Source organism: Pseudoalteromonas sp. PAST1, from assembly GCF_021532515.1.
GTDB lineage: Bacteria > Pseudomonadota > Gammaproteobacteria > Enterobacterales > Alteromonadaceae > Pseudoalteromonas > Pseudoalteromonas simplex.
In genome coordinates this window covers 1-22277 of sequence record NZ_JAKGBH010000047.1, presented here as the reverse complement: position 1 = coordinate 22277, position 22277 = coordinate 1, and the positions used below count along the sequence as shown (strand labels likewise).

Below are 22277 nucleotides of genomic sequence, written 5' to 3'. Positions count from 1 at the left end.
CAACTACGCAGTCTTGCGCAGTAAGCCTTGCTTTTTCAGATAGACTAATAATAGCGAAATAGCAGCAGGGGTGATACCTGAAATACGTGACGCTTGGCCAATTGTATCTGGACGACTATCAGTAAGCTTTGCGATAACCTCATTTGATAAACCAGAAACAGTTGAATAATCAAAGTCTTTTGGTAATACAGTTTGTTCATGACGTAGCTGCTTATTGATCTCATCTTGCTGACGAGCAATATAGCCTGCGTACTTAGTATGGATCTCAACTTGCTCAAGTGCAGCTTGGTTATCAAACTCAGAACCTAAACCATCGATTGCCATTAAGTCGTTATAACGAATTTCAGGGCGGCGGATCAGATCTTCAAGGCTCGCTTCACGAGTCAGTGGTGTTTTTAATAACGCATTTACTTGATCAACAGCAACGTGATCTTTGTGGATCCATGTTTCTTTTAAACGTTGCGTTTCTTTTTCGATGATTTCCATTTTTTCGTTAAATGCAGCCCAACGAGCATCGTCAACTAAGCCAAGTTCACGGCCTTTTTCAGTTAAACGAATGTCGGCATTATCTTCACGAAGTAATAAACGGTATTCAGCACGGCTAGTAAACATACGGTACGGTTCTTTAGTACCTAATGTTGCTAGGTCGTCAATGAGTACACCTGTGTATGCTTCATCACGACGAGGTGTCCAAGACTCTTTGCCTTGTACTTGTAATGCGGCGTTCATACCCGCAATTAAACCTTGTGCGCCTGCTTCTTCGTAACCGGTTGTACCATTGATTTGGCCTGCGAAGAATAAACCATTAATAAACTTAGTTTCTAATGATTGCTTTAAGTCGCGCGGATCAAAGAAGTCATACTCAATCGCATAACCAGGACGACAAATGTGTGCATTTTCAAAACCAGTGATTGATTGCACAATTTCAAGCTGTACATCAAACGGTAAGCTCGTTGAAATACCATTTGGATATAATTCGTATGATGTTAAACCTTCTGGCTCAACAAAGATTTGATGTTTGTCTTTATCAGCAAAACGTACGATCTTATCTTCGATTGAAGGGCAGTAACGTGGACCAATACCTTCAATTACACCTGAATACATAGGTGAGCGATGTAAGTTATTGCGGATCACATCATGTGTTTTTTCATTTGTATAAGTGATGTAACACGGGATCTGCTGTGGGTGATCCGATTGTTTACCCATAAATGAGAATACAGGCGTTGGGGTATCACCTGGCTGTTCTTGCATCTTGCTAAAATCAACAGTACGCGCATCAATACGAGGAGGCGTGCCTGTTTTTAAGCGATCAACACGGAAAGGTAATTCACGTAAACGCTCAGCAAGTGCAATAGAAGGTGGATCACCGGCACGACCGCCTTTGAAGTTCTCTAAACCAATATGGATCTGACCACCTAAGAAAGTACCTACGGTAAGAACCACAGAAGGCGCGCTAAAACGAAGACCCATTTGCGTTACAACACCGATTACTCGATCACCTTCAACGATTAGATCGTCACATGATTGTTGGAAGATCTTTAAGTTTTCTTGATGTTGTAAAGTATGTTGAATAGCTGCTTTATACAAAGCACGGTCAGCTTGTGCACGTGTAGCACGTACTGCAGGACCTTTAGATGAGTTTAAAGTACGAAATTGAATACCGCCTTTATCAATAGCCTGAGCCATTGCACCACCAAGAGCATCGATCTCTTTAACTAAATGGCCTTTACCAATACCGCCAATTGCCGGATTACAAGACATTTGACCAAGGGTATCCATATTATGAGTTAGCAATAGGGTATTCATGCCCATGCGAGCAGATGCTAATGCAGCTTCAGTACCTGCATGTCCACCACCTACAACAATAACATCAAAACGTTCGTGAAAAATCATTTATGGGATCCTACTTAATCGACCAGCAAAACTTTGTAAAGGGAGCGTATTCTACCTAGAAATTTAGAGAAGATAAATGATTAAACAGTGCTCAAGATCTAAGTGGGTGATCTCTAATAATATAAAGGATCTTTTAAAGAGATCTTTTATTACTCTTACTACTAGTAACGGCTAGATCTGTTGATAATGTTCGCTTTACTATTTAAAACATGATCTTAACGCAGGTCCAAAGGTGTTAATATGATCGGATCTTCCCGCGTAAAAGCTTTGATCAAAAGGGCTATTTATACACAGGTCAATATCGATTGGATCTTATCCAAGGGATAAACTAGGTTAAAATCGCAGTTAGATCAGTGTTTATCCACAATCTGATCTAAATTATCAGTAAATTGTGAGTAACTTTTATAACAACGATCAATACCGATCGGCTTAATTGAGCCCTGCTGATTCGATCCAGCTTGGTAACCAGGCTAATGCCGTGTCTTCTGGCAATGCTTCATCAAGAATATTGAGCTCTAAGCGTTCTGCCACGCGGTTTGCGCCTTTATTAGCTAATAACTCATCTAGATTACGGCCTGCATAGTTATAGGTGTCGTAACTAGTGTCACCTAATCCGATCACACTGTAGTTTAATCCTTTAAGATCAGCCTGTTGGTTAATAGACTCAACAAATGGCACTAGGTTCTCTGGGTAGTCTCCAGCGCCGTATGTAGAAGTACATAACAACCAAATAGTATCTTGCTGATCAATATCATCAAATACAGGCTGTTCATGAAGCTGCACTTGGATCCCTTGTTGTTCAAGGGCTTCTGCTAGTTGCTCTGCCACGTATTCTGCAGATCCCATTTGGCTGCCAACGATGATATTTACTGATTGCATGTGATTGATCATGTATAGAAATAAGTGGCCACATGATAACTAAGTTAGGGTGTGAGTAAAGCGTTGAATTACGATCTGAATAAGTTTTTCTGCTTAAAATGACAGCTTTAATTCAATGCTTTTTATAATCTACTGTTTTTAATGGTTTTTTATTTTTATTCATAAATCAAACCCTTTGATCAAGCTGTTGATAAATTTGGGGAAAGTTCTGATCAAGCTAAATATTGGAAACTGTATAACTTTGCTAAGTTGTTGATCTTTAATTGTGTGTAAGCGCTTAAATTTTCAGATCTGATAAAAATAGTGAGTATGATCGTTTTGTGGATAGATCGCTTGTTGATAACGATCGGTTTGCAATTTGCGATCAATAAAATAGATCGAAAAAAACTTAAATAAGCGCTAATAAAGGCTGTTTTTAAGAAAATTAGTTATCAAAAAGGGCTGTTGTATGAAAATAAATTCAAATTTTCGCGTTTTTTTATGATCAAATCAGCCTTTAGATCTAAAAAAGCCCCAAATGTGGATAACATTTTTAGCTAAATTCGATCTTAAAAGCTGTTTTGATCTGATTTTTTAGCTCGCTAAGTTAGTTTTCGATCTGAGTTAAACTGGTTTTTATCGTATTACCGACTAGATCATAGAGCGAATTACCCAATGAAAACCGTTTTGCACCACCAGCGAAAGCGGCTTTTGCTGAGTTAAAATTGCTCATTGCCATCACATTTAATGGCATATCTATTGTGTTAGCTAAGCCGGTTATGTGCTCTATGTTCGTTAAGCCGGGCACAAACAGACCGTCAGCACCTGCATCTTGATACGCTTTTGCTCGCTTTAATGTTGCTTGAAAAGGGGAGTCACTAACAAAGTAGGTATCGGTTCTGGCGTTTATAAATAAACCACCGAAGCCATTTTCGTTAAGTACTTTCTTTATTTCACTAATAATAGTGCATTGCTGCTCGGTAGATCTCAGTGCGTTAGTGTCTTTATCTGAGTCCTCTATGTTGATGCCTACAACTCCTAATCTTGCTAACGCTAAAACGTTTTCGCTAATTTGCAGCGGATCGTTACTGTAGCCTGACTCTATATCCACAGAGAGTGGAATATGAAGGTGTTCGGTTAAGCTTTTAGCCAGTGCTAATTGAGTTTTAAAAGAGATGTTTTCACCATCAGCTAACCCTAAACTGGCAGCAATTCCCCAGCTGGTTGTTGCTACGGCTTTAGCTCCCGCAGCTTGGATGAATTGTGCTGAACTAAGATCCCATGCATTAGCGAGTACAAAGCCCCCATGCTGGTGGTGTAATTGGTGAAAAAGTTGATATTTGTCCATGATGTCCTCCATTTAATGACATCGCTAGACTAATTGATATGAGGTTAATTACTGGCTGGTTTCGGCCCTGAACCGATAATTGATTACTGGACTAAAAACAAAAAAAGAGTCTTGCGACTCTTTTTTATAATATTGATGACCGGAATTTATTTACCGATACAGAACGAACTAAAGATTTTCCCTAGTAGGTCATCAGAGGTAAATTCACCCGTTATCTCATTTAAGAACTGTTGAGTTAGGCGTAACTCTTCAGCCAAGATCTCACCAGCAATATGCATCTCTAATTGCTCTTTGCCTGTGTTTAAATGATAGGCAGCATGATCAAGTGCATCTAAGTGACGACGGCGTGCCATAAATCCACCTTCTGTGGCGCCTTGGAAACCTATACATGCCTTCAAGTGAGTACGAACTAACTCTATACCCTCTGCATTTTTAGCACTCAAACGGATCACCGGATATTGATTATGTTCATCCATACCGACATTTTCACCGGAAATATCGGCTTTATTTCGGATCACAGTAACACCCATACCCTCTGGTAACTTGGCCATAAACTCTGGCCAAATATCATGAGGGTCAGTGGCTGATGTATCAGTGCCGTCTAACATAAATAGTACGCGATCGGCTTGGTTAATTTCATCCCATGCGCGTTCAATACCAATTTGCTCTACTTTATCTGGGCTTTCACGCAGGCCAGCGGTATCAATAATATGTAGTGGCATACCATCAATGTGGATATGTTCGCGTAATACGTCACGTGTTGTACCCGCTATTTCGGTAACGATGGCTGCATCACGGCCAGCTAACGCATTAAGTAGGCTTGATTTACCAGCGTTAGGGCGACCAGCAATAACAACACGCATACCTTCACGCATGATGCTACCTTGTTTAGCTTGCTGAGTTACATTCTCTAATTGATCAATGATGGCATTGAGATCTGTTGATACTTTACCGTCTGATAAAAAGTCGATTTCTTCATCAGGAAAATCAATTGCAGCTTCAACATACATACGTAGGTGAATGACTTTCTCCACCAGCGTTTCAATATGTTTAGAGAATTCACCTTGCAGTGATTGGAGGGCGCTTTTTGCTGCCTGTTCACTGGTTGCATTAATTAAATCGGCAATTGCCTCTGCTTGAGTTAAATCAAGCTTATCATTCATAAATGCGCGCTCAGAGAACTCACCTGGCTTTGCTAAACGTACACCGTCAATTTGGCTAATTTCTTTTAATAGCATATCTAATACGACAGGGCCGCCGTGACCTTGTAGTTCTAGTACGTCTTCGCCGGTAAATGAATTTGGCCCTTGGAAGTAAATAGCAATACCTTGGTCAAGCTGTTCACCGCTCAAGCTTTTAAATGGCACATAGTCTGCGTAACGCGTTTTAGGACAACGGCCAATAATCTGTTCTGCCACTGTTTTAGCTAAGCTACCAGAGACGCGAATAATACCAACCCCACCACGTCCTGGTGCGGTCGCTTGTGCTGCAATTGTGTCTTGATTAATCATGCGATGAAATAATGCCAATAAAAGAATGAATGCTGGCTCTATTGTAACCTATGGCTTAATTTCATGCGAATAGCTGTTTGAGTAATGAGGTAGCAAAAGTCTGATGTAAGTAATACTTTATTTAGCTTTAATTAATAATAAACACTCATTGAAAATGATAACTATATTCATTAACATGTTGCGCATTCTAAATCTTATCGTTTTTTATTATGCGTCTTTCTGCTGTTTTTATTGCACTTGCTGCTGGTTTTTCGGGCGTTGCCCATGCTCAAACTGAAGTGACTACTTCGGATCAAAGTGATTCAAAAGAACTCGAAAAAATAGAAGTTGTTGGCCGTGCGTTCTCTTTATATCGCCCAACAGAGTCAAGCTTTGCTACTCGTACTAATACACCTTTAGAGAAAATTCCTCAGTCAATTCAAATTTTGCCGCAGGAGCTGATTAGTGATCAGGCTGCTCGCCAAATTACCGACCTTTATAGCAATATAGCTGGTGTTAATGCCTTTAGTTATTCAGGCGTGACATTCCGTGGTTTCCGCCAAGATGAGATTTTATATGATGGTGTAAAGGGCGACCCTTTCAATGGCTTTGCTGTACCGCAATTATTTAATATTGAACAAGTTGCGGTGTTAAAAGGGCCTGCTGGCGCTATATACGGTAGTGGTAATCCGGGTGGTATTATTAACTATGTAACTAAGAAGCCTAAATTCACCAGTGAACACAGTATTGAAGTTGAAGTAGGTAATGATGACTTCTTCAGTGGTGCATTAGAAAGCACTGGAACATTGAGTGAATCACTTGATAATCATGCTTACCGTGTTGGTCTTTACCGTGATACTGAAAAGCCATTCCGTGCTAATACTAGCAGCGATAATACCATTGTTGATCTTGGTTATACGTGGCTTATAAACAGTGCAACCGAATTAACCACTCAGTATACCTATATAGAGCAAGAGTTGGGTGGGGCACGTTTACGTGGTGTACCTGCTGATGATAACGGTAATTTTCTAACTGATATTAGCTGGAATCATAACGAGGCGACAGACTTTCAAAATGTTGAAGCCCATGTCTATCAGGCAACTTTAAAACATGAGTTTAATGATGTTTGGCGCACAGATGTCACAGCACGTTATTTTGATAACAAAGAAGTGCAAAACTATCATGAACCAAGAGGCCTCGTAGATACAGATGACGACGGTATTGTTGATTGGAGCCATCGTGAGTTTCGTGATCAAGTTCGTGAGAACGAAGGCTTTAGCTTAACAGCTAATGCGATTGCGGAGTTTGCATTTGCTAATATGCAGCATCAAGTGCTGTTTGGTAGTGATTGGTATGAACATGATTTTGAAAGCGTCTACCGTACAGCTACGCAACAAAGTAAAGGTGGCCCAGTACCAGGACTTGATCTTAACAACCCTGAGTATGGTTTAACCTCTGCTGATGATTATGATCTTGATAGTATTACCCCACGGCTTGGCAAAACGAATAGCACCCGCTTTGGTGCGTACTTACAAGACCAGCTAGATATCACCGCTAATTGGAGTGTGACTGCTGGCTTAAGGTATGATCGTTTTGAAGACAAAGATCTGTTAAATCAAACCGAGTTTTCTGATAGCGACTTAACCTACCGTATTGGTACCAGCTATAACATTAACGATATGTTCTTCCCTTATGCGCTACATGGCACTGGCTTTGTGCCGCAAAGTGCCAGTAATCAGGAATCAGCAAAGGGCGGTCCGTTCTCGCCAGAGACTAGCCGTATTAACGAGTTAGGCTTAAGAACCAAACTATTAGCAGATACGCTTGCTGTTAATATGGCTGTGTACGATATTGTCCGCGAAAACATCCTACAACCTAGCTTATTAGGTGATGTTGCAGGTGACGGCGTTGATGATTTAGTTGCCGTTGGTGAAGTACAAAGTAAAGGTTTTGAACTCGAGGTGGTTGGCGATATTACTGATAGCTGGGTAGTGACTGCAAGCTACGCTTATAATGATACCCGTATTACTGAAGCAAACGACAGTATTACCAATCAAATTCCTGATAGCGATAAATTTGCTAACGCGCCGCAAAATACTCTAGGTATATGGACACGCTATGAGCTACCTAGCTTATCGTCATCTATTTCTGCAGGCTTAGATTATGTTGATGAACAGCTTAGTTTAGGCGGTCAACGTGTTAAACCTTACACTGTTTACAACATGGCGTGGCAAACAACCGTTGATAACTGGCAATGGCAGCTATCAGTTAAGAACCTATTTGATAAAGAATACGCAAGCAGTGGCTTTATCGAACGAACAGGGCACTTTCCTGGTGAACCACGTCGTGTTTATTTAAGTGCTAAATACAGCTTTTAATGGTGGCGTGTGAACGCTAAAAGTTGGTTTAACTTACATTCTTGGGCAGGACTCTTTGTTGGAGTCCTGCTTTTTGTTACCTGCGTATCGGGAACACTCGCTACGTTAAGTCATGAACTCGAGTACTTAACAGACGCTAAGTACCGTGCATTAACTTCTTCTGCCTCTACTAACTACCTAGCTATCGAAAACACCCTTAATCAGCATTATCCGCAAGCTCAATTACTTTATATCCAACGTCATAAGCAAGATTACCTTGCCATTGAAGCGGCCCTTAAAGTCGGTGATTCATTTCGCTTTGTATATTTAGATGCTGCAACGGGTCGCTTACTCGGTGAAGGAGAGTGGGCGCGGATATCGCGGTTTTTACGTAACTGGCATATGAACTTGTCGATGGGCTGGGCGGGTAAATTAATCGTCACCAGTTTGAGTATTTTACTCGTTATTTTATTGGTTTCGAGTTTTTATGTGTATCGGCGCTGGTGGCAAGGCTTTATGAAAAAGCCTGCTGCGCTAAGCCTAGATAAACGTAGTAGTTGGTCTGATTGGCATAAGCTGTTAGGGCTTTGGAGTTTATGGTTTATTGCTGTGATGGCCATCACAGGGGTTTGGTATCTGGTAGAACATGGGCTGCAAACCGCGAAGATACCTCACTATGTCTCTAGTCCACCAGCTGTGAGTGAGTTTAAGAAACAAAGCCCTCGTAAAGGTCTATCGCCAATTAGTTTAGCTACAGCTTATGAAGCCGCTAAACAGGCATTTCCTAGCCTTGATATTCGCTATATTCGTTATCCTAATAAAGCGGATCAGCCTATTGAAGTGCGTGGTTATAACGATGATATTTTACTGCGCCTGCGTGCTAACCGGGTTTATTTAAAACCAAGCTCCGGTGAAGTTCTTGGCATACAAAAAGGGGAAGAACTAAACCTGCTTCCACGAATTAAAGACACCGCTGATCCGCTGCACTTTGGTAACTTTGCAGGCATTGGTACCAAGCTTATTTGGGGGCTATTTGGTGCATTGATGAGCTTTGTAAGCGCTGCTGGCATCTATATGAGTTGGCTTAGGGTTAAGCGTAAATCAACGGCTGTAAAGTGGCTTGGTTTATCTGGGGTGGTTGCAATCGGCTTGGTAGTTGCTTCACTTCTAACAACAAGTTTGAGCTTTACTGAACGCAGTGTGCCTAATCAAGTTTATTCTCCTATTCTCGGTTAGCTTTTTTCAGGCATTAAAAAAGGCGCAGTTAGCGCCTTTTTATTGGGTTAAGAGTTTAGCCTCTTACCTTAATACCTTTTTTCTCCATACCGCGGTAGATGATTAGCATCTGAGCGATTGAGATAAGGTTCGATACTAACCAGTAAAGTACTAGGCCAGATGGGAACCATAAGAAGAAAATAGAGAATACTACTGGCATAAAGGTCATCATTTTTTGCTGCATAGGGTCAGTAACCGTCATAGGTTGCAGCTTTTGAGTGATGAACATACTTAAACCAAATAAAACAGGTAATACGTAGTATGGGTCCATTGCTGATAAGTCATTTAACCATAAAACGAATTCAGCATGACGTAGCTCAGTTGATTCTAAGAATACGTAGAATAATGCTAAGAATATTGGCATTTGTAGTAACAGCGGGAAACAGCCACCCATAGGGTTCACTTTTTCTTTGCGGTACATTTCCATCATAGCTTGACCGAATTTTTGACGGTCATCACCATACTTCTCTTTTAGTGCAGCCATTTTAGGTTGTAAGGCACGCATCTTCGCCATTGACGTGTATTGTGCTTTAGTAAGCGGGTACATTGCCGTTTTAACGATAACCGTGATTGCAATGATAGCTAGACCCCAGTTACCTAGGATGCTGTGTAACCACTTAAGTAGTACGAATAATGGTTGTGAAATAAACCATAACCAACCGTAGTCTACAGTTAGGTCTAAGTCTGGGTGGATTGCTTCTAGTACGTCAGACTCTTTCGGGCCCATGTAATAAGTTGAGCTAAGTGTTGCTTGCGTACCAGCTTGTACGTTAACTGCTTCACCTTTAGTACCAATAATTGCCGCATTACCAGCAACTAATTTGCTGTAAAGGGTATTTTGTTGGTCTTGCTTTGGTACCCACGCACTTACAAAGTAGTGTTGAATAAATGCAATGTAGCCGCCAGCTGTAGTGATGTTAAGGTTTTTATCAGCCATGTCTGAGAAGCTGTACTTTTCGTATGGCTCTTCTTCAGTACCAAATGCTGCACCTAAGTAGTTTTGATCTACTAAGCTACCTTTTTCTTGTACTGTGCGTTTTACTTGCGTGTATAACTGAACTTGAATTGGATCAGCTGTTACGTTGTTTACTGTGTACTCTAAATCTACAGCGTAGTCGCCTTTTTTGAAGATATAAGTTTTAGTAAAGGTCACACCTTTACTGTCAGTAAACTCAAGTGGTACACGTAGCTCATCACCCGTTAAAGTGAATGCTTTTTGTGTGGTTTTATAAACAGGGCGACCAGCAACAGTTGCGTCAGGACCATTTAAACCAATTAAGCCACTTTGCGAGAAGTATTGCTTACCATCGAACTCACCTAATAGCATGTAAGGTGTGTTACTGCCTTTTTCTTCTTCGTACTGAAGTAAGTCTGTTTCAATAATGTCACCACCACGGGTGTCAATTTTAACAGTGAATACATCAGTTGTTACATCGATAACTGAGCGCTTTGCTGTCGTTACAGCTGGAACTTCACCGTCAGATGATGCTGGAATAAAGTCATCAGATTCTGGTGTTGTTGCGCCTAGTGTTTGTGTTGTGGCACTTGGATCAGCCTTTGGTGCGTTGTAGTCGTTATTCCATTCTTGAAATAATAAAAACGACACAAGCATCAAGCCGATTAATAAAAACGTGCGTTGCGATTCCATAACAGCTCTTATTTCTCGTGTTGGTGGTTAATATGATTTTTTGCCGGTACGGGATCATCCCCACCAGCATGTAAAGGGTGGCATTTTAATATGCGTTTAACAGCTAACCAACTGCCTTTTACACTTCCATGCAAATTAATTGCTTGAATAGCGTAACTAGAGCAGGTTGGATTAAAACGACAATGCGGGCCTAATAGTGGGCTTATCCATTTTTGATAGCCGCGTATTAGCATGACTAAACAGCGCTTTGGAATAGCAACAAGTGGTTTAAGTAACCTCATGATGTGTCTGCCCCTGCGTTAATTTAGTCAATGGATACCATGAATTTAAATTCCCATCGTAGAATTTTAAATGCATGATTAAAAGGTGAGCTAAAGATACCTTAATTAAGCCTGTAATTCTATTGCTATCAGGCTTGTTTATTAGATTTAGCTGATTTATTCGGGCGTTTTTTAAATGGTGGTGGTTTAGGTGCACCAGGCTTGCAGCGTTCGTTAATTTTTCGCCACAATTTATTTAGTTGCTTTGTCAGCTCTTCGTTTGACTGTTCATCAATACCACTTTTAACCATAAGCACAATATCAATGTTATCTAGTTTATGTTGATTTAAACGGAAACTTTCGCGAGCAAGTCGTTTAATTCGATTACGTTGACAGGCTTTTTTAACGCGTTTTTTTGCGACCGTAAGACCTAATCGAGGATTAGTTTGGTCATTGCGTTTAGCTAATAGGGTAAAGAAAGGAGTCGCAGCGCGTGCTGGTTCATTAAAGATTCGAGAGTAATGCGAGGGAGTTAACAGACGTAACTCCCTGCTGAAGCTAAAGTCTTCCACTTATATATTAAGCAGAAAGAACTTTACGGCCTTTAGCACGACGACGAGCTAATACTTTACGGCCATTTGCTGTTGCCATACGAGCACGGAAACCGTGTGTACGTTTGCGTTTTAAAACGCTAGGTTGAAAAGTTCTTTTCATAACAATTCCATCCGATCGGTTAAGGTTAAAACATCCTATGCAGGTCGCGATCCTGGCACAGGTGCCATTGCGAGCGCGAGATATTATAGATGAAGACAACAAAAGTCAATCATTAAAACGCTGCAGAGGCCGTAATTATAAAGGATCCTTTTAGCCGATCATATAGGATCATCATAAATAAGAAGTTTTCCACAGCCTCTGTATAAAAAGTGAATAAAAGCTTGGGAAAAGCCAATTCGATCGTAGAATTTGATCGCGATCTGGCTGCAAATTTGTTATGATCACTGTTCGAGCTTAAAAAATAATTTTCTTAAAAATCAGTGTTTTATTCTTTTATGTTGCTGAGATCATATTTTTCATAAAAATCAATCTTGTACTTGTGGATAAAGTACCTTCATAATAGTCGGTCTGGGCCAAGAAAGTTGGTCAAAGATTAGCAATAAATGTTTGATTTTCCATCATTAAAGATGAACGGGAATAAAAATTAAATCTCTGGGAGTTTAACTGTGTATCTGTCGGTTTGGCAAAGTTGTTTATATGTATTGCAAGATGAATTGCCTTCACAGCAATTCAGTATGTGGGTAAGACCACTTCAAGCAGAAAGTACCGAAGATACGTTGACTATATATGCACCTAACCGTTTTGTTTTGGATTGGGTGAGAGAAAAGTATTTAAACCGTATTAATGAACTACTCGTTGAAATTTGTGGTGATGAAGCACCTGAATTACGTTTTGATGTTGGTAGTAAACCTATTTTAAATGCCCAAGTGGCATCAGCACCGGCTGCAGCAGAAGCTAGCGCGCCTGTTACCCAACAGACTGCCGAAAAACAACAGCCAAAACCTGAAAAAGCAGCGGTCGAACCTGCACCAAAATCAGGCTATAAATCAAACATTAAAGAAAATTACACCTTTGATAGCTTTGTTGAAGGTAAATCAAACCAATTAGCAAAAGCTGCAGCGACTCAAGTTGCAGATAACCCAGGTTCAGCATTTAACCCTGTATTTATATACGGTGGTACTGGCTTAGGTAAAACTCACTTATTACACGCTGTTGGTAACGGTATTATGGCTAATAAGCCAGACGCGAAAATTGTTTATATGCACTCAGAGCGATTTGTGCAAGACATGGTTAAAGCGCTTCAAAATAATGCCATCGAAGAATTTAAACGTTATTACCGAAGTGTTGATGCATTGATGATCGATGACATTCAATTTTTCGCTAATAAAGAACGCTCACAAGAAGAGTTCTTTCATACCTTCAACGCTTTACTTGAAGGAAATCAACAGATTATCTTAACTTCAGACCGCTATCCAAAAGAGATTGAAGGGGTTGAAGATCGCCTTAAATCACGTTTTGGTTGGGGCTTAACCATTGCTATTGAGCCGCCAGAGCTTGAAACGCGCGTTGCTATTTTGATGAAAAAAGCGCAGCAAAGTAAAATTAATTTACCTCACGAAGTTGCCTTTTTTATCGCGAAAAAATTACGCTCAAATGTGCGTGAATTAGAAGGGGCGTTAAACCGCGTTATTGCTAATGCAAACTTTACTGGTCGTCCGATTTCAATCGACTTTGTAAAAGAAGCGCTACGTGACTTACTTGCGCTGCAAGATAAACTGGTAACGATAGATAATATTCAACGCACTGTTGCTGAGTATTACCGTATTCGTGTGTCAGATTTACTCTCTAAACGTCGTAGCCGTTCAGTAGCAAGACCACGTCAAGTGGCCATGGCATTATCAAAAGAACTTACAAATCACAGTTTACCTGAGATTGGTGACGCCTTTGGCGGCCGTGATCACACAACTGTATTACACGCTTGTCGTAAAGTTAAATCACTCCGTGACGAAAGCCATGAAGTGAAAGAAGATTATCAAAACTTAATAAGAACCTTGTCATCTTAAGGCCGACTTTATTATGCAAATAACAATATCAAGAGAGCAATTTTTAAAACCTTTAGTTCAAGTGTCTGGTGCGATTGAGCGTAAGCACACTTTACCGATTTTATCGAACGTACTGTTAGTTGTTGAAAACGGACAACTTTCGATGACGGGTACTGATCTTGAAATTGAGTTAGTGGCGAGTGTGTTTGTCGGTGAAGATACCACAGATACGCAACTTACTTTACCAGCTAAAAAGTTACTCGATATTTGTAAAAGTTTACCTGATGGCTCAGACCTTACGTTAAGTAGCCAAGATCATCAGTTACTACTAACAAGTGGTAAAAGCCGTTTTTCTTTAACTACGCTGGCCGCTGAAGATTTTCCGAATCTTGAGCAGTGGGATGGTGAAGTTGAATTTCAACTAACGCGTTTAGAATTGCGTAAACTTTTAGAAAGCACGCACTTTTCTATGGCGAATCAAGATGTACGTTATTATTTAAACGGTATGTCATTTGAAGTTGATAACGCAGATATCAAAACAGTGGCTACAGATGGCCACCGTTTGGCAATTGCACAAAAGCAATTACCACAGTCTTTAAATACACAACGTCAGTTAATTATTCCACGTAAAGGTGTACAAGAAATTATGCGCCTAATGGTGGCTGATGATGAGCTAGTTACCATTCAATTTGGTGCTAACCATATTCGTATTATTGATACTGAGTTTACGTTTACCAGCAAGCTGGTGGATGGTCGTTTCCCTGACTATCGTCGTGTATTGCCACGTGGTGGTGATAAAGTGATTACTGCTAACCGTGAATGGCTTCGTAGTGCTTTCCAACGTGTGTCTATTTTATCGAATGAAAAATTCCGTGGTGTACGATTAAACCTATCTGAAGGTTTATTAAAAATTACTGCTAACAACCCTGAGCAAGAACAAGCTGAAGAGGTTGTTGAGGTAATGTACCAGGGCGGCGAACTTGAAATTGGCTTTAACGTTTCTTATGTGCTTGATGTACTTAATACATTAAAAACAGAAGATGTAACCTTTACGCTTGCGGACTCTAATAGCAGTGCGCTAATTGAAGGTGCAGGTGACGAAGAAGCTATGTACGTTGTAATGCCGATGCGCCTATAAGCTTATATGAGTTTAAGTCATTTAAGCCTCAATAATTTTCGGAATATTGAGGCGCTGACAATTGAGCCGGTTAATGGCATAAACATTATCTATGGCGAAAATGGCAGCGGAAAAACCAGCCTCCTTGAGGCGATATATTTCCTTTCTCACGGTAAATCATTTCGTACCGCCAAACATAAAAATATCATTCAGCATCAACAAGACAAATTTGTGATTCATGGGCGCAAAGCGCTGCATGATTTGTCTATTCCGATTGGTATAAGCAAAAACCAAGCGGGTGAAACATCTTTAAAGATTCAGGGAAAAACGAGCCGTAAAATCTCTGAATTAGCTCAACTAGTGCCGGTGCAAGTTATTACTCCAGAAAGCTATTCGTTGTTTTTTGGTGGCCCAAAAGAGCGTAGAAAATTTCTCGATTTAGGATTGTTCCACGTGGAACATGACTTTTTTTACTTGTGGCAATCTTTTAATAAAGTACTAAAGCAACGTAATGCTTTATTAAAAAGTAAACCTCGAGATTATTTCGAACAGATCAAGTTTTGGGATAAAGAATTTGTTAGACTAGCTGAACAAATAAATAATCTAAGAATCGCGTATATAAGTAGGTTTAAGCAGCAGTTTTTTGATAAAATGTGTGCAGAATTAACGCTTGTAAGCGATTTAGAAATTAACTTTCATGCGGGCTGGAAAGAGAGTGAAACGCTCTCAGAGGCGCTTGAGCAAAGCTTTGAACGTGATGCTAAACAAGGTTTCACAAGTAAAGGTCCGCATAAAGCTGATTTTAGTTTTAGTGTTTCTGGTAACAGTGTAGAAAATACGTTTTCTCGCGGTCAATTGAAGCTCTTGCTTTATGCGTTAAAAGTAACGCAAAATAGCTTAATTGAGTCAGAAACTGATAAGCAATCTATATTGCTAATAGATGACTTACCTTCAGAACTGGGTGAAGATACAAAAGAAAAAGTGGGTCAACTTTTGACTCATTGCGATTCGCAACTTTTTATCTCATCAATTTTATCTGAAAGTATTTCTGCTGTGGTGGAACCCATGCAACGAGAACTAAAAATGTTCCACGTGAAACATGGCAACCTAATAACAAGATAAGTGGGATTAACCATGTCTGAGAATTACGATTCGTCGAGTATTAAAGTACTTAAAGGATTAGACGCAGTAAGAAAGCGTCCAGGAATGTATATAGGGGACACCGATGACGGTACAGGCCTACACCACATGGTGTTTGAGGTTGTTGATAACTCTATCGATGAAGCCTTAGCTGGTCATTGTGATGATATTTTTGTAACGATTCACTTAGACGGTTCAGTCTCTGTAAGAGATAACGGTCGTGGTATTCCTACATCTATTCACGAAGAAGAAGGTGTTTCTGCGGCTGAAGTTATCATGACGGTACTTCATGCTGGTGGTAAGTTCGATGATAACTCATATAAAGTATCAGGTGGCTTACACGGTGTAGGTGTTTCAGTAGTAAATGCACTATCTGAAAAGCTACAACTGACTATTCGTCGTGAAGGCAAAATTCACCAACAAACATATACTATGGGTGTACCAGATGCGCCATTAGCTATAATTGGTGACGCAACAGACACGGGTACTGAATTACGTTTCTGGCCAAGTGGTGAAACATTCAGTGACCTTAACTTCCACTACGATATCTTAGCAAAACGTTTGCGTGAGCTTTCGTTCTTAAACTCTGGTGTAAGTATCATTCTTACTGATGAGCGTGAAGAATCTAAAAATGACCACTTCAAATATGACGGTGGTATCCAAGCATTCGTAGAATATCTAAACCGTAACAAAACACCTGTACATAAAAGTGTTTTCCACTTTACCCATGAGCGTGAAGAAGACGGTATTAGTGTAGAAGTTTCAATGCAGTGGAACGATGGTTTCCAAGAAAGCATTTACTGTTTCACAAACAACATTCCACAACGTGATGGTGGTACGCACTTAGCTGGCTTTAGAGCTGCATTAACACGTACGCTAAATAACTACATGGAAAAAGAAGGCTTTAATAAAAAAGCGAAAACAACAAGCAATGCGACGGGTGATGATGCTCGTGAAGGCTTAACTGCGGTTGTAAGTGTTAAAGTACCTGATCCTAAGTTCTCATCACAAACGAAAGACAAACTAGTATCAAGTGAAGTTAAGTCTGCTGTAGAACAAGCAATGGCAGAAAAACTAACAGAGTTCTTATTAGAAAACCCTGTTGATGCTAAAACAGTTGTTGGCAAAATTATTGATGCAGCACGAGCTCGTGAAGCAGCACGTAAAGCACGTGAAATGACACGCCGTAAAGGTGCAATGGATTTAGCTGGTTTACCAGGTAAATTGGCAGACTGCCAAGAAAAAGATCCAGCACTATCTGAACTATACATAGTGGAGGGTGACTCTGCAGGTGGTTCAGCTAAGCAGGGTCGTAACCGTAAAAACCAAGCAATTTTGCCACTTAAAGGTAAGATTCTTAACGTTGAAAAAGCGCGCTTTGATAAGATGCTTTCTTCTCAAGAAGTAGCAACTCTAATCACTGCATTAGGCTGTGGTATTGGTCGTGATGAATATGACCCAGAAAAGCTACGTTATCATCGTATCATTATCATGACCGATGCGGACGTGGATGGTTCTCACATTCGTACCTTACTACTGACTTTCTTCTACCGTCAAATGCCAGAGATTGTAGAAAAAGGCTTTATCTATATTGCGCAACCACCACTTTATAAAGTGAAAAAAGGTAAGCAAGAACGCTACATTAAAGATGACCCAGCGCTTGTTGATTATTTAACATCATTAGCATTAAACAATGCTGCACTTTATACAAGCGAAGGTGCATCTGCACTTGAAGGTGAAGAACTAGAAAGAATCGTTCACGACTATCAAAATACAGTTAAAGTGATTGAACGCTTAAAACGTAAATATCCAAACTCGGTTATGGAACGTTTAATCTATCAAAGCGAAATTACCGAAGCTGATTTAGCAGATGAAGCAAAAGTTAAAGAGTGGACTAACACGCTAGTTGACGACTTAATTGCACGTGATGAAGATGCAACTATCTTCCATGCGGGCACTGAGCACGATACTGAGCGCAACATGTATTATCCTGTTGTGAATATTCGTCAACATGGTGTGGATAAAGCTCATGTACTAAACCATGACTTCATCACATCGCGTGACTATAAACGCATTGCAGCGACAGGCGTAAACATTGCTAACTTACTTGAAGAAGGGGCATATGTTCAACGCGGTGAGAAAACTCTTGCTGTTGATAACTTTGTGGATGCATTAGAGTGGTTAATCAATGAATCGAAACGCGGCCTTTATATCCAACGCTATAAAGGACTCGGTGAGATGAACCCTGATCAGCTTTGGGAAACCACTATGGACCCAGATGCTCGTCGTATGTTGAAAGTAACAATTGAAGATGCAGTAGCGGCAGACCAATTGTTTGCGACTCTAATGGGTGACCAAGTTGAGCCGCGTCGTGACTTCATCGAAACGAATGCACTACGCGTAGTTAACTTAGACGTATAACGCTAAATTAAGAATTAAAAAGGAGCCAACAGGCTCCTTTTTTTATTGCTGAAAAAGCACAAACTGCTTAAAACCTTACTGCACACAAGGTATACTGAGAGCAATTTTCAGACTAAACGCACCAGATACTATAAGCCAAATATGCAAAAATATGACGTTAAAACCTTTCAAGGTTTGATCCTGGCTTTACAGGACTATTGGGCACAGCAAGGCTGTGTGATTGCTCAACCACTCGATATGGAAGTGGGAGCAGGGACATTTCATCCGTTAACTTTCTTAAAGTCAATTGGCCCAGAGCCAATGTCGAGCGCGTATGTTCAACCATGCCGCCGTCCAACTGATGGTCGTTATGGTGAAAACCCGAACCGTTTACAGCATTACTACCAATTCCAAGTAGTATTAAAGCCATCACCAGAAAACATCCAGGAACTTTATTTAGGCTCTTTAGCAGCTGTTGGTATTGATACACTAACTGATGAAGTTCGCTTCGTAGAAGACAACTGGGAGTCGCCTACATTAGGTGCATGGGGTCTAGGTTGGGAAATCTGGTTAAACGGCATGGAAGTAACTCAATTTACCTACTTCCAGCAAGTAGGTGGCTTAGAGTGCTCACCAGTAACCGGTGAGATCACTTATGGTCTTGAGCGTTTAGCAATGTATATTCAGGGCGTAGATAGTATCTATGACCTAGTATGGGCAGACGGTCCTATGGGTCGTGTGACATATGGTGATGTATTCCATCAAAACGAAGTAGAGCAGTCAGCTTATAACTTCGAACAAGCGGATGTTGAGTTCTTATTTGCACAGTTCGATCACTGTGAAAAAGAAAGCGAAAAGCTAATTGAAGCAGGCTTACCATTACCAGCTTATGAGCAAGTAATGAAAGCATCACATGCGTTTAACTTATTAGACGCTCGTCACGCTATCTCTGTAACAGAACGTCAACGTTATATCTTACGTGTTCGTGCTTTATCTAAAGCATGTGCGCAAAGTTACTATGATGCCCGTGAAGCTCTTGGTTTCCCGCTTTGTAAGGATTAAGAATTAGCATGTCAGCAGAAAATTTATTAGTAGAAATTGGCACTGAAGAGTTGCCACCGAAAGCACTTCGTAAACTTGCTGAGTCGTTTGCTGAGAACTTAGCAGCTGAGCTTGCAAGCTTAGAATTAAATCATCAAGGCGTTAACTGGTACGCATCACCACGTCGTTTAGGCTTACGTGTTACTGCACTTGAAGCAAAACAAAGTGACAAAGTTGTAGAAAAGCGTGGTCCTGCAGTTGCAGCCGCTTTTGATGCCGATGGTAATCCAACTAAAGCAGCAATGGGCTGGGCGCGTGGTTGTGGTATCGATGTAAGTGATGCACAAACACTAGAAACAGATAAAGGCGCTTGGTTATTACATAAAGCACAGGTTGAAGGTCAAGCAACTACATCGCTTATGAGTGATGCTGTAAACAAAGCACTTGCTAAATTACCTATCCCTAAACCAATGCGTTGGGGGGCAAATAAAACACAATTTATTCGCCCAGTGCACACAGCGACTATTTTATTTGGTAGCACGCTGATCGAAGGCGAAATACTTGGTAAGCAAGTTGGCAACCAATTACAAGGCCACCGTTTCCATCATCCAGAAAAAGTAACAATCAACCACGCTGATGATGTGTTTGATGTGCTGAAATCTGCTTACGTTGTCGCTGACTTTGAAGCGCGTAAAGCACAAATTCGCGAACAAATTGAAGCAGCAGCTAGCGCGGTAAATGCAAAAGTAGCGATGGATGAAGGCTTACTTGAAGAAGTAACATCCTTGGTTGAATGGCCAGTAACGTTGACAGCAACATTCGAAGAAGCATTCTTAGATGTTCCTTCAGAAGCGCTTATCTATACCATGAAGGACGACCAAAAGTACTTCCCGTTATTAGACCAAGAGGGCAACTTACTTAACAAGTTCCTATTTGTTTCTAATATTGAAAGTAAAGATCCAAGCGTGGTCATTGCCGGTAACGAAAAAGTTGTTCGTCCTCGTTTAGCTGATGCACAGTTCTTCTACGAAACCGATAAGAAGAAAACACTAGAGAGCCGTTTAGAATCGCTAGATACCGTTTTATTCCAAAAGCAACTTGGTACGCTGAAAGATAAATCTGAGCGTATTAGTGAGCTTGCCGGTTACATTGCAGAGCAATTAGGTGCCGATGCCGAGCTGGCTAAGCGAGCAGGTTTATTAAGTAAAACAGACTTAATGACCGAAATGGTTATGGAGTTTACCGACGTACAAGGTGTAATGGGTATGCATTACGCTCGTCACGACGGTGAAGCAGAAGAAGTTGCACTCGCGCAAAATGAACAATATATGCCTCGCTTCGCGGGCGATAACTTACCAACAAATGTGATCAGCTGTGCGGTCGCAATTGCTGATAAGTTTGATACGCTGGTGGGTATTTTTGGTATTGGCCAAGCGCCAAAAGGTGACAAAGACCCATTTGCACTACGCCGTGCAGCTATCGGTGCATTACGCATCATGGTTGAAAAATCATTACCGCTAGATATCTTAGACCTTGTTGCTAAATCACAAACGCTATTCGGTGAAAAGCTAACAAACCTAAACGTATCAACAGATGTGTTTGAGTTTATGCTAGGTCGTTTCCGCGCATGGTATCAAGATGAAGGTATCGAAGTAGATGTGATTCAAGCTGTGTTAGCACGTCGTCCAACTAAACCAGTTGATTTCGACCGCCGTGTTAAAGCGGTAAGTCACTTCCGTACATTAGACGCAGCAGAAGCGCTTGCAGCAGCAAATAAACGTGTAAGCAATATCTTAGCTAAAAATGACATCACAACACAAGGTGATGTGAATGAGAGCCTATTAAGCGATGATGCAGAGAAAGTATTAGCATCACACGTTGCTAAGTTTGCAACTGAGCTTGCACCTTTATATGCAAATGGCGATTACCAAGAAGCATTGTCACAACTTGCGGGTATCCGTGAGAGTGTTGATAACTTCTTCGATAACGTTATGGTAATGGCAGATGACGAAGCGGTTAAACAAAACCGTTTAGCATTGTTAAGTCAACTAAGCCGTCTGTTTTTAGATATTGCTGATATTTCTGTACTTCAGAAGTAAGCAGTAGCCAATTAATAAAAGCCAGCTCAGTGCTGGCTTTTTTGTAGCATAAGGAACAGTAATGAAACGTGTAATTACTTTAGCATTAGCAGGCTTATTAACAGCCTGTTCTAGCCAAATGCAAATGCCAAGCATTGACGATATTCTGCCAAGTAAAGAGCTTGACCGTACTATGTATTTACGTGGTGATTTTACCTTGTGGGATGCGGAGCCGCAGTATCAATTAGAGCAAGTTGCACCGGGCATATTCCAAACCGACGTTAAGTTTTCAACACCTGGTAAGGTTTATGAATTCAAAGTAGCGGATGCTGATTTTAGCGAAGGCTATAATTGTGGTTACAGTGATATGGACCCAGCAGGGCAATCATTGGTTCTAGGCCAAGCCGCCAATGCAGATTGTAATACCATCTACAATTATTTCAGCTTTAAACCCGCTGCAAAAGGCGTGTATGTAGTGAGCTTTGATTACCGCAATAGTAATCAACCAAAAGTGACAGTAACGAAGAAATAGCTTTAAGCTTTCAGCTGTCAGTTTTAAGCCGATTGATCTGACCCCGATAAAGTAGACACAGGGTTTAATTAATTTGTTCGTACTGCATGGGACTTTTATACCCTAGGGTGCCATGTCTTCTTACTGAGTTGTAGTATTTTTCAATATAAAAATACGTTTGTGTTGTCATTTCACTACGACTCAGTTCATTTAAATTCTTTATCCACTCCTTTTTATACTGCGCGAAAAAGCTTTCTGAGCACG

At 40.6% G+C, this 22277-nt stretch carries 18 protein-coding genes; 9 read left to right on the top strand and 9 right to left on the bottom strand.

Going from position 1 to position 22277, the window contains the following annotated elements; genetic code table 11:
* Positions 1–3 precede the first annotated feature (3 nt).
* The 4 genes from mnmG to mnmE form a co-directional block, all read right to left on the bottom strand.
* Positions 4–1893, bottom strand: coding sequence for a tRNA uridine-5-carboxymethylaminomethyl(34) synthesis enzyme MnmG (gene mnmG, locus L1272_RS18270; RefSeq protein ID WP_054554801.1), 1890 nt, complete (start codon positions 1891–1893; stop codon positions 4–6).
* Positions 1894–2322: 429 nt separating this feature from the next.
* Entirely contained in the window at positions 2323–2772 is a 450-nt protein-coding gene (gene mioC, locus L1272_RS18265; RefSeq protein ID WP_235374030.1) for an FMN-binding protein MioC, read from the bottom strand.
* A gap of 586 nt (positions 2773–3358) precedes the next feature.
* Positions 3359–4099, bottom strand: a complete 741-nt coding sequence (locus L1272_RS18260) for an isocitrate lyase/PEP mutase family protein (protein ID WP_235374029.1) — start codon at positions 4097–4099, stop codon at positions 3359–3361.
* Positions 4100–4245: 146 nt separating this feature from the next.
* Positions 4246–5610 (bottom strand): tRNA uridine-5-carboxymethylaminomethyl(34) synthesis GTPase MnmE, encoded by a 1365-nt coding sequence (gene mnmE / locus L1272_RS18255; protein ID WP_194442917.1) that lies wholly within the window; start codon positions 5608–5610, stop codon positions 4246–4248.
* A 209-nt stretch (positions 5611–5819) separates the two neighbouring features.
* Between mnmE and L1272_RS18250 the strand changes: the two genes are divergently transcribed.
* Positions 5820–7967: a TonB-dependent siderophore receptor gene (locus L1272_RS18250; protein WP_235374028.1), complete on the top strand. Its 2148-nt coding sequence runs from the start codon at positions 5820–5822 to the stop codon at positions 7965–7967.
* Between the two features lie 9 nt (positions 7968–7976).
* Positions 7977–9182, top strand: a complete 1206-nt coding sequence (locus tag L1272_RS18245) for a PepSY-associated TM helix domain-containing protein (RefSeq protein ID WP_235374027.1) — start codon at positions 7977–7979, stop codon at positions 9180–9182.
* 55 nt (positions 9183–9237) lie between these two features.
* On the opposite strand, the gene yidC is transcribed toward L1272_RS18245, so the two are convergent.
* From yidC to rpmH, 4 genes are all read right to left on the bottom strand, one after another.
* The gene (gene yidC, locus L1272_RS18240; RefSeq protein ID WP_063530446.1) at positions 9238–10869 is read right to left on the bottom strand and encodes a membrane protein insertase YidC; all 1632 of its coding nucleotides are present in this window, start codon (positions 10867–10869) and stop codon (positions 9238–9240) included.
* An 8-nt stretch (positions 10870–10877) separates the two neighbouring features.
* A complete protein-coding gene (gene yidD, locus L1272_RS18235) occupies positions 10878–11150 on the bottom strand; it encodes a membrane protein insertion efficiency factor YidD (protein WP_054563758.1) in 273 nt (90 codons plus the stop codon).
* Between the two features lie 128 nt (positions 11151–11278).
* Positions 11279–11701, bottom strand: coding sequence for a ribonuclease P protein component (gene rnpA, locus L1272_RS18230; RefSeq protein ID WP_058583673.1), 423 nt, complete (start codon positions 11699–11701; stop codon positions 11279–11281).
* Between the two features lie 7 nt (positions 11702–11708).
* Positions 11709–11843: a 50S ribosomal protein L34 gene (rpmH, locus tag L1272_RS18225; protein ID WP_008488847.1), complete on the bottom strand. Its 135-nt coding sequence runs from the start codon at positions 11841–11843 to the stop codon at positions 11709–11711.
* A gap of 506 nt (positions 11844–12349) precedes the next feature.
* Between rpmH and dnaA the strand changes: the two genes are divergently transcribed.
* The 7 genes from dnaA to L1272_RS18190 all read left to right on the top strand — a co-directional run bounded on the left by dnaA (position 12350) and on the right by L1272_RS18190 (position 22034).
* Positions 12350–13747, top strand: a complete 1398-nt coding sequence (gene dnaA / locus L1272_RS18220) for a chromosomal replication initiator protein DnaA (protein WP_138602144.1) — start codon at positions 12350–12352, stop codon at positions 13745–13747.
* Positions 13748–13760: 13 nt separating this feature from the next.
* On the top strand, positions 13761–14864 hold the full coding sequence (gene dnaN / locus L1272_RS18215) for a DNA polymerase III subunit beta (protein ID WP_054563760.1): 1104 nt from the start codon (positions 13761–13763) through the stop codon (positions 14862–14864).
* 6 nt (positions 14865–14870) lie between these two features.
* Complete coding sequence (gene recF, locus L1272_RS18210; protein ID WP_138602147.1) at positions 14871–15965, top strand: DNA replication/repair protein RecF; 1095 nt, start codon at positions 14871–14873, stop codon at positions 15963–15965.
* A gap of 12 nt (positions 15966–15977) precedes the next feature.
* The gene (gene gyrB / locus L1272_RS18205) at positions 15978–18404 is read left to right on the top strand and encodes a DNA topoisomerase (ATP-hydrolyzing) subunit B (protein ID WP_054554790.1); all 2427 of its coding nucleotides are present in this window, start codon (positions 15978–15980) and stop codon (positions 18402–18404) included.
* A gap of 141 nt (positions 18405–18545) precedes the next feature.
* Positions 18546–19445, top strand: a complete 900-nt coding sequence (glyQ, locus tag L1272_RS18200; RefSeq protein WP_054554789.1) for a glycine--tRNA ligase subunit alpha — start codon at positions 18546–18548, stop codon at positions 19443–19445.
* Between the two features lie 8 nt (positions 19446–19453).
* The gene (glyS, locus tag L1272_RS18195; RefSeq protein ID WP_235374026.1) at positions 19454–21523 is read left to right on the top strand and encodes a glycine--tRNA ligase subunit beta; all 2070 of its coding nucleotides are present in this window, start codon (positions 19454–19456) and stop codon (positions 21521–21523) included.
* Positions 21524–21584: 61 nt separating this feature from the next.
* Complete coding sequence (locus tag L1272_RS18190) at positions 21585–22034, top strand: hypothetical protein (RefSeq protein WP_054563764.1); 450 nt, start codon at positions 21585–21587, stop codon at positions 22032–22034.
* A 64-nt stretch (positions 22035–22098) separates the two neighbouring features.
* Here the strand turns inward: L1272_RS18190 and L1272_RS18185 are convergent.
* A partial coding sequence (locus tag L1272_RS18185; protein WP_235374034.1) for an IS3 family transposase occupies positions 22099–22277 on the bottom strand: 179 nt, incomplete at its 5' end.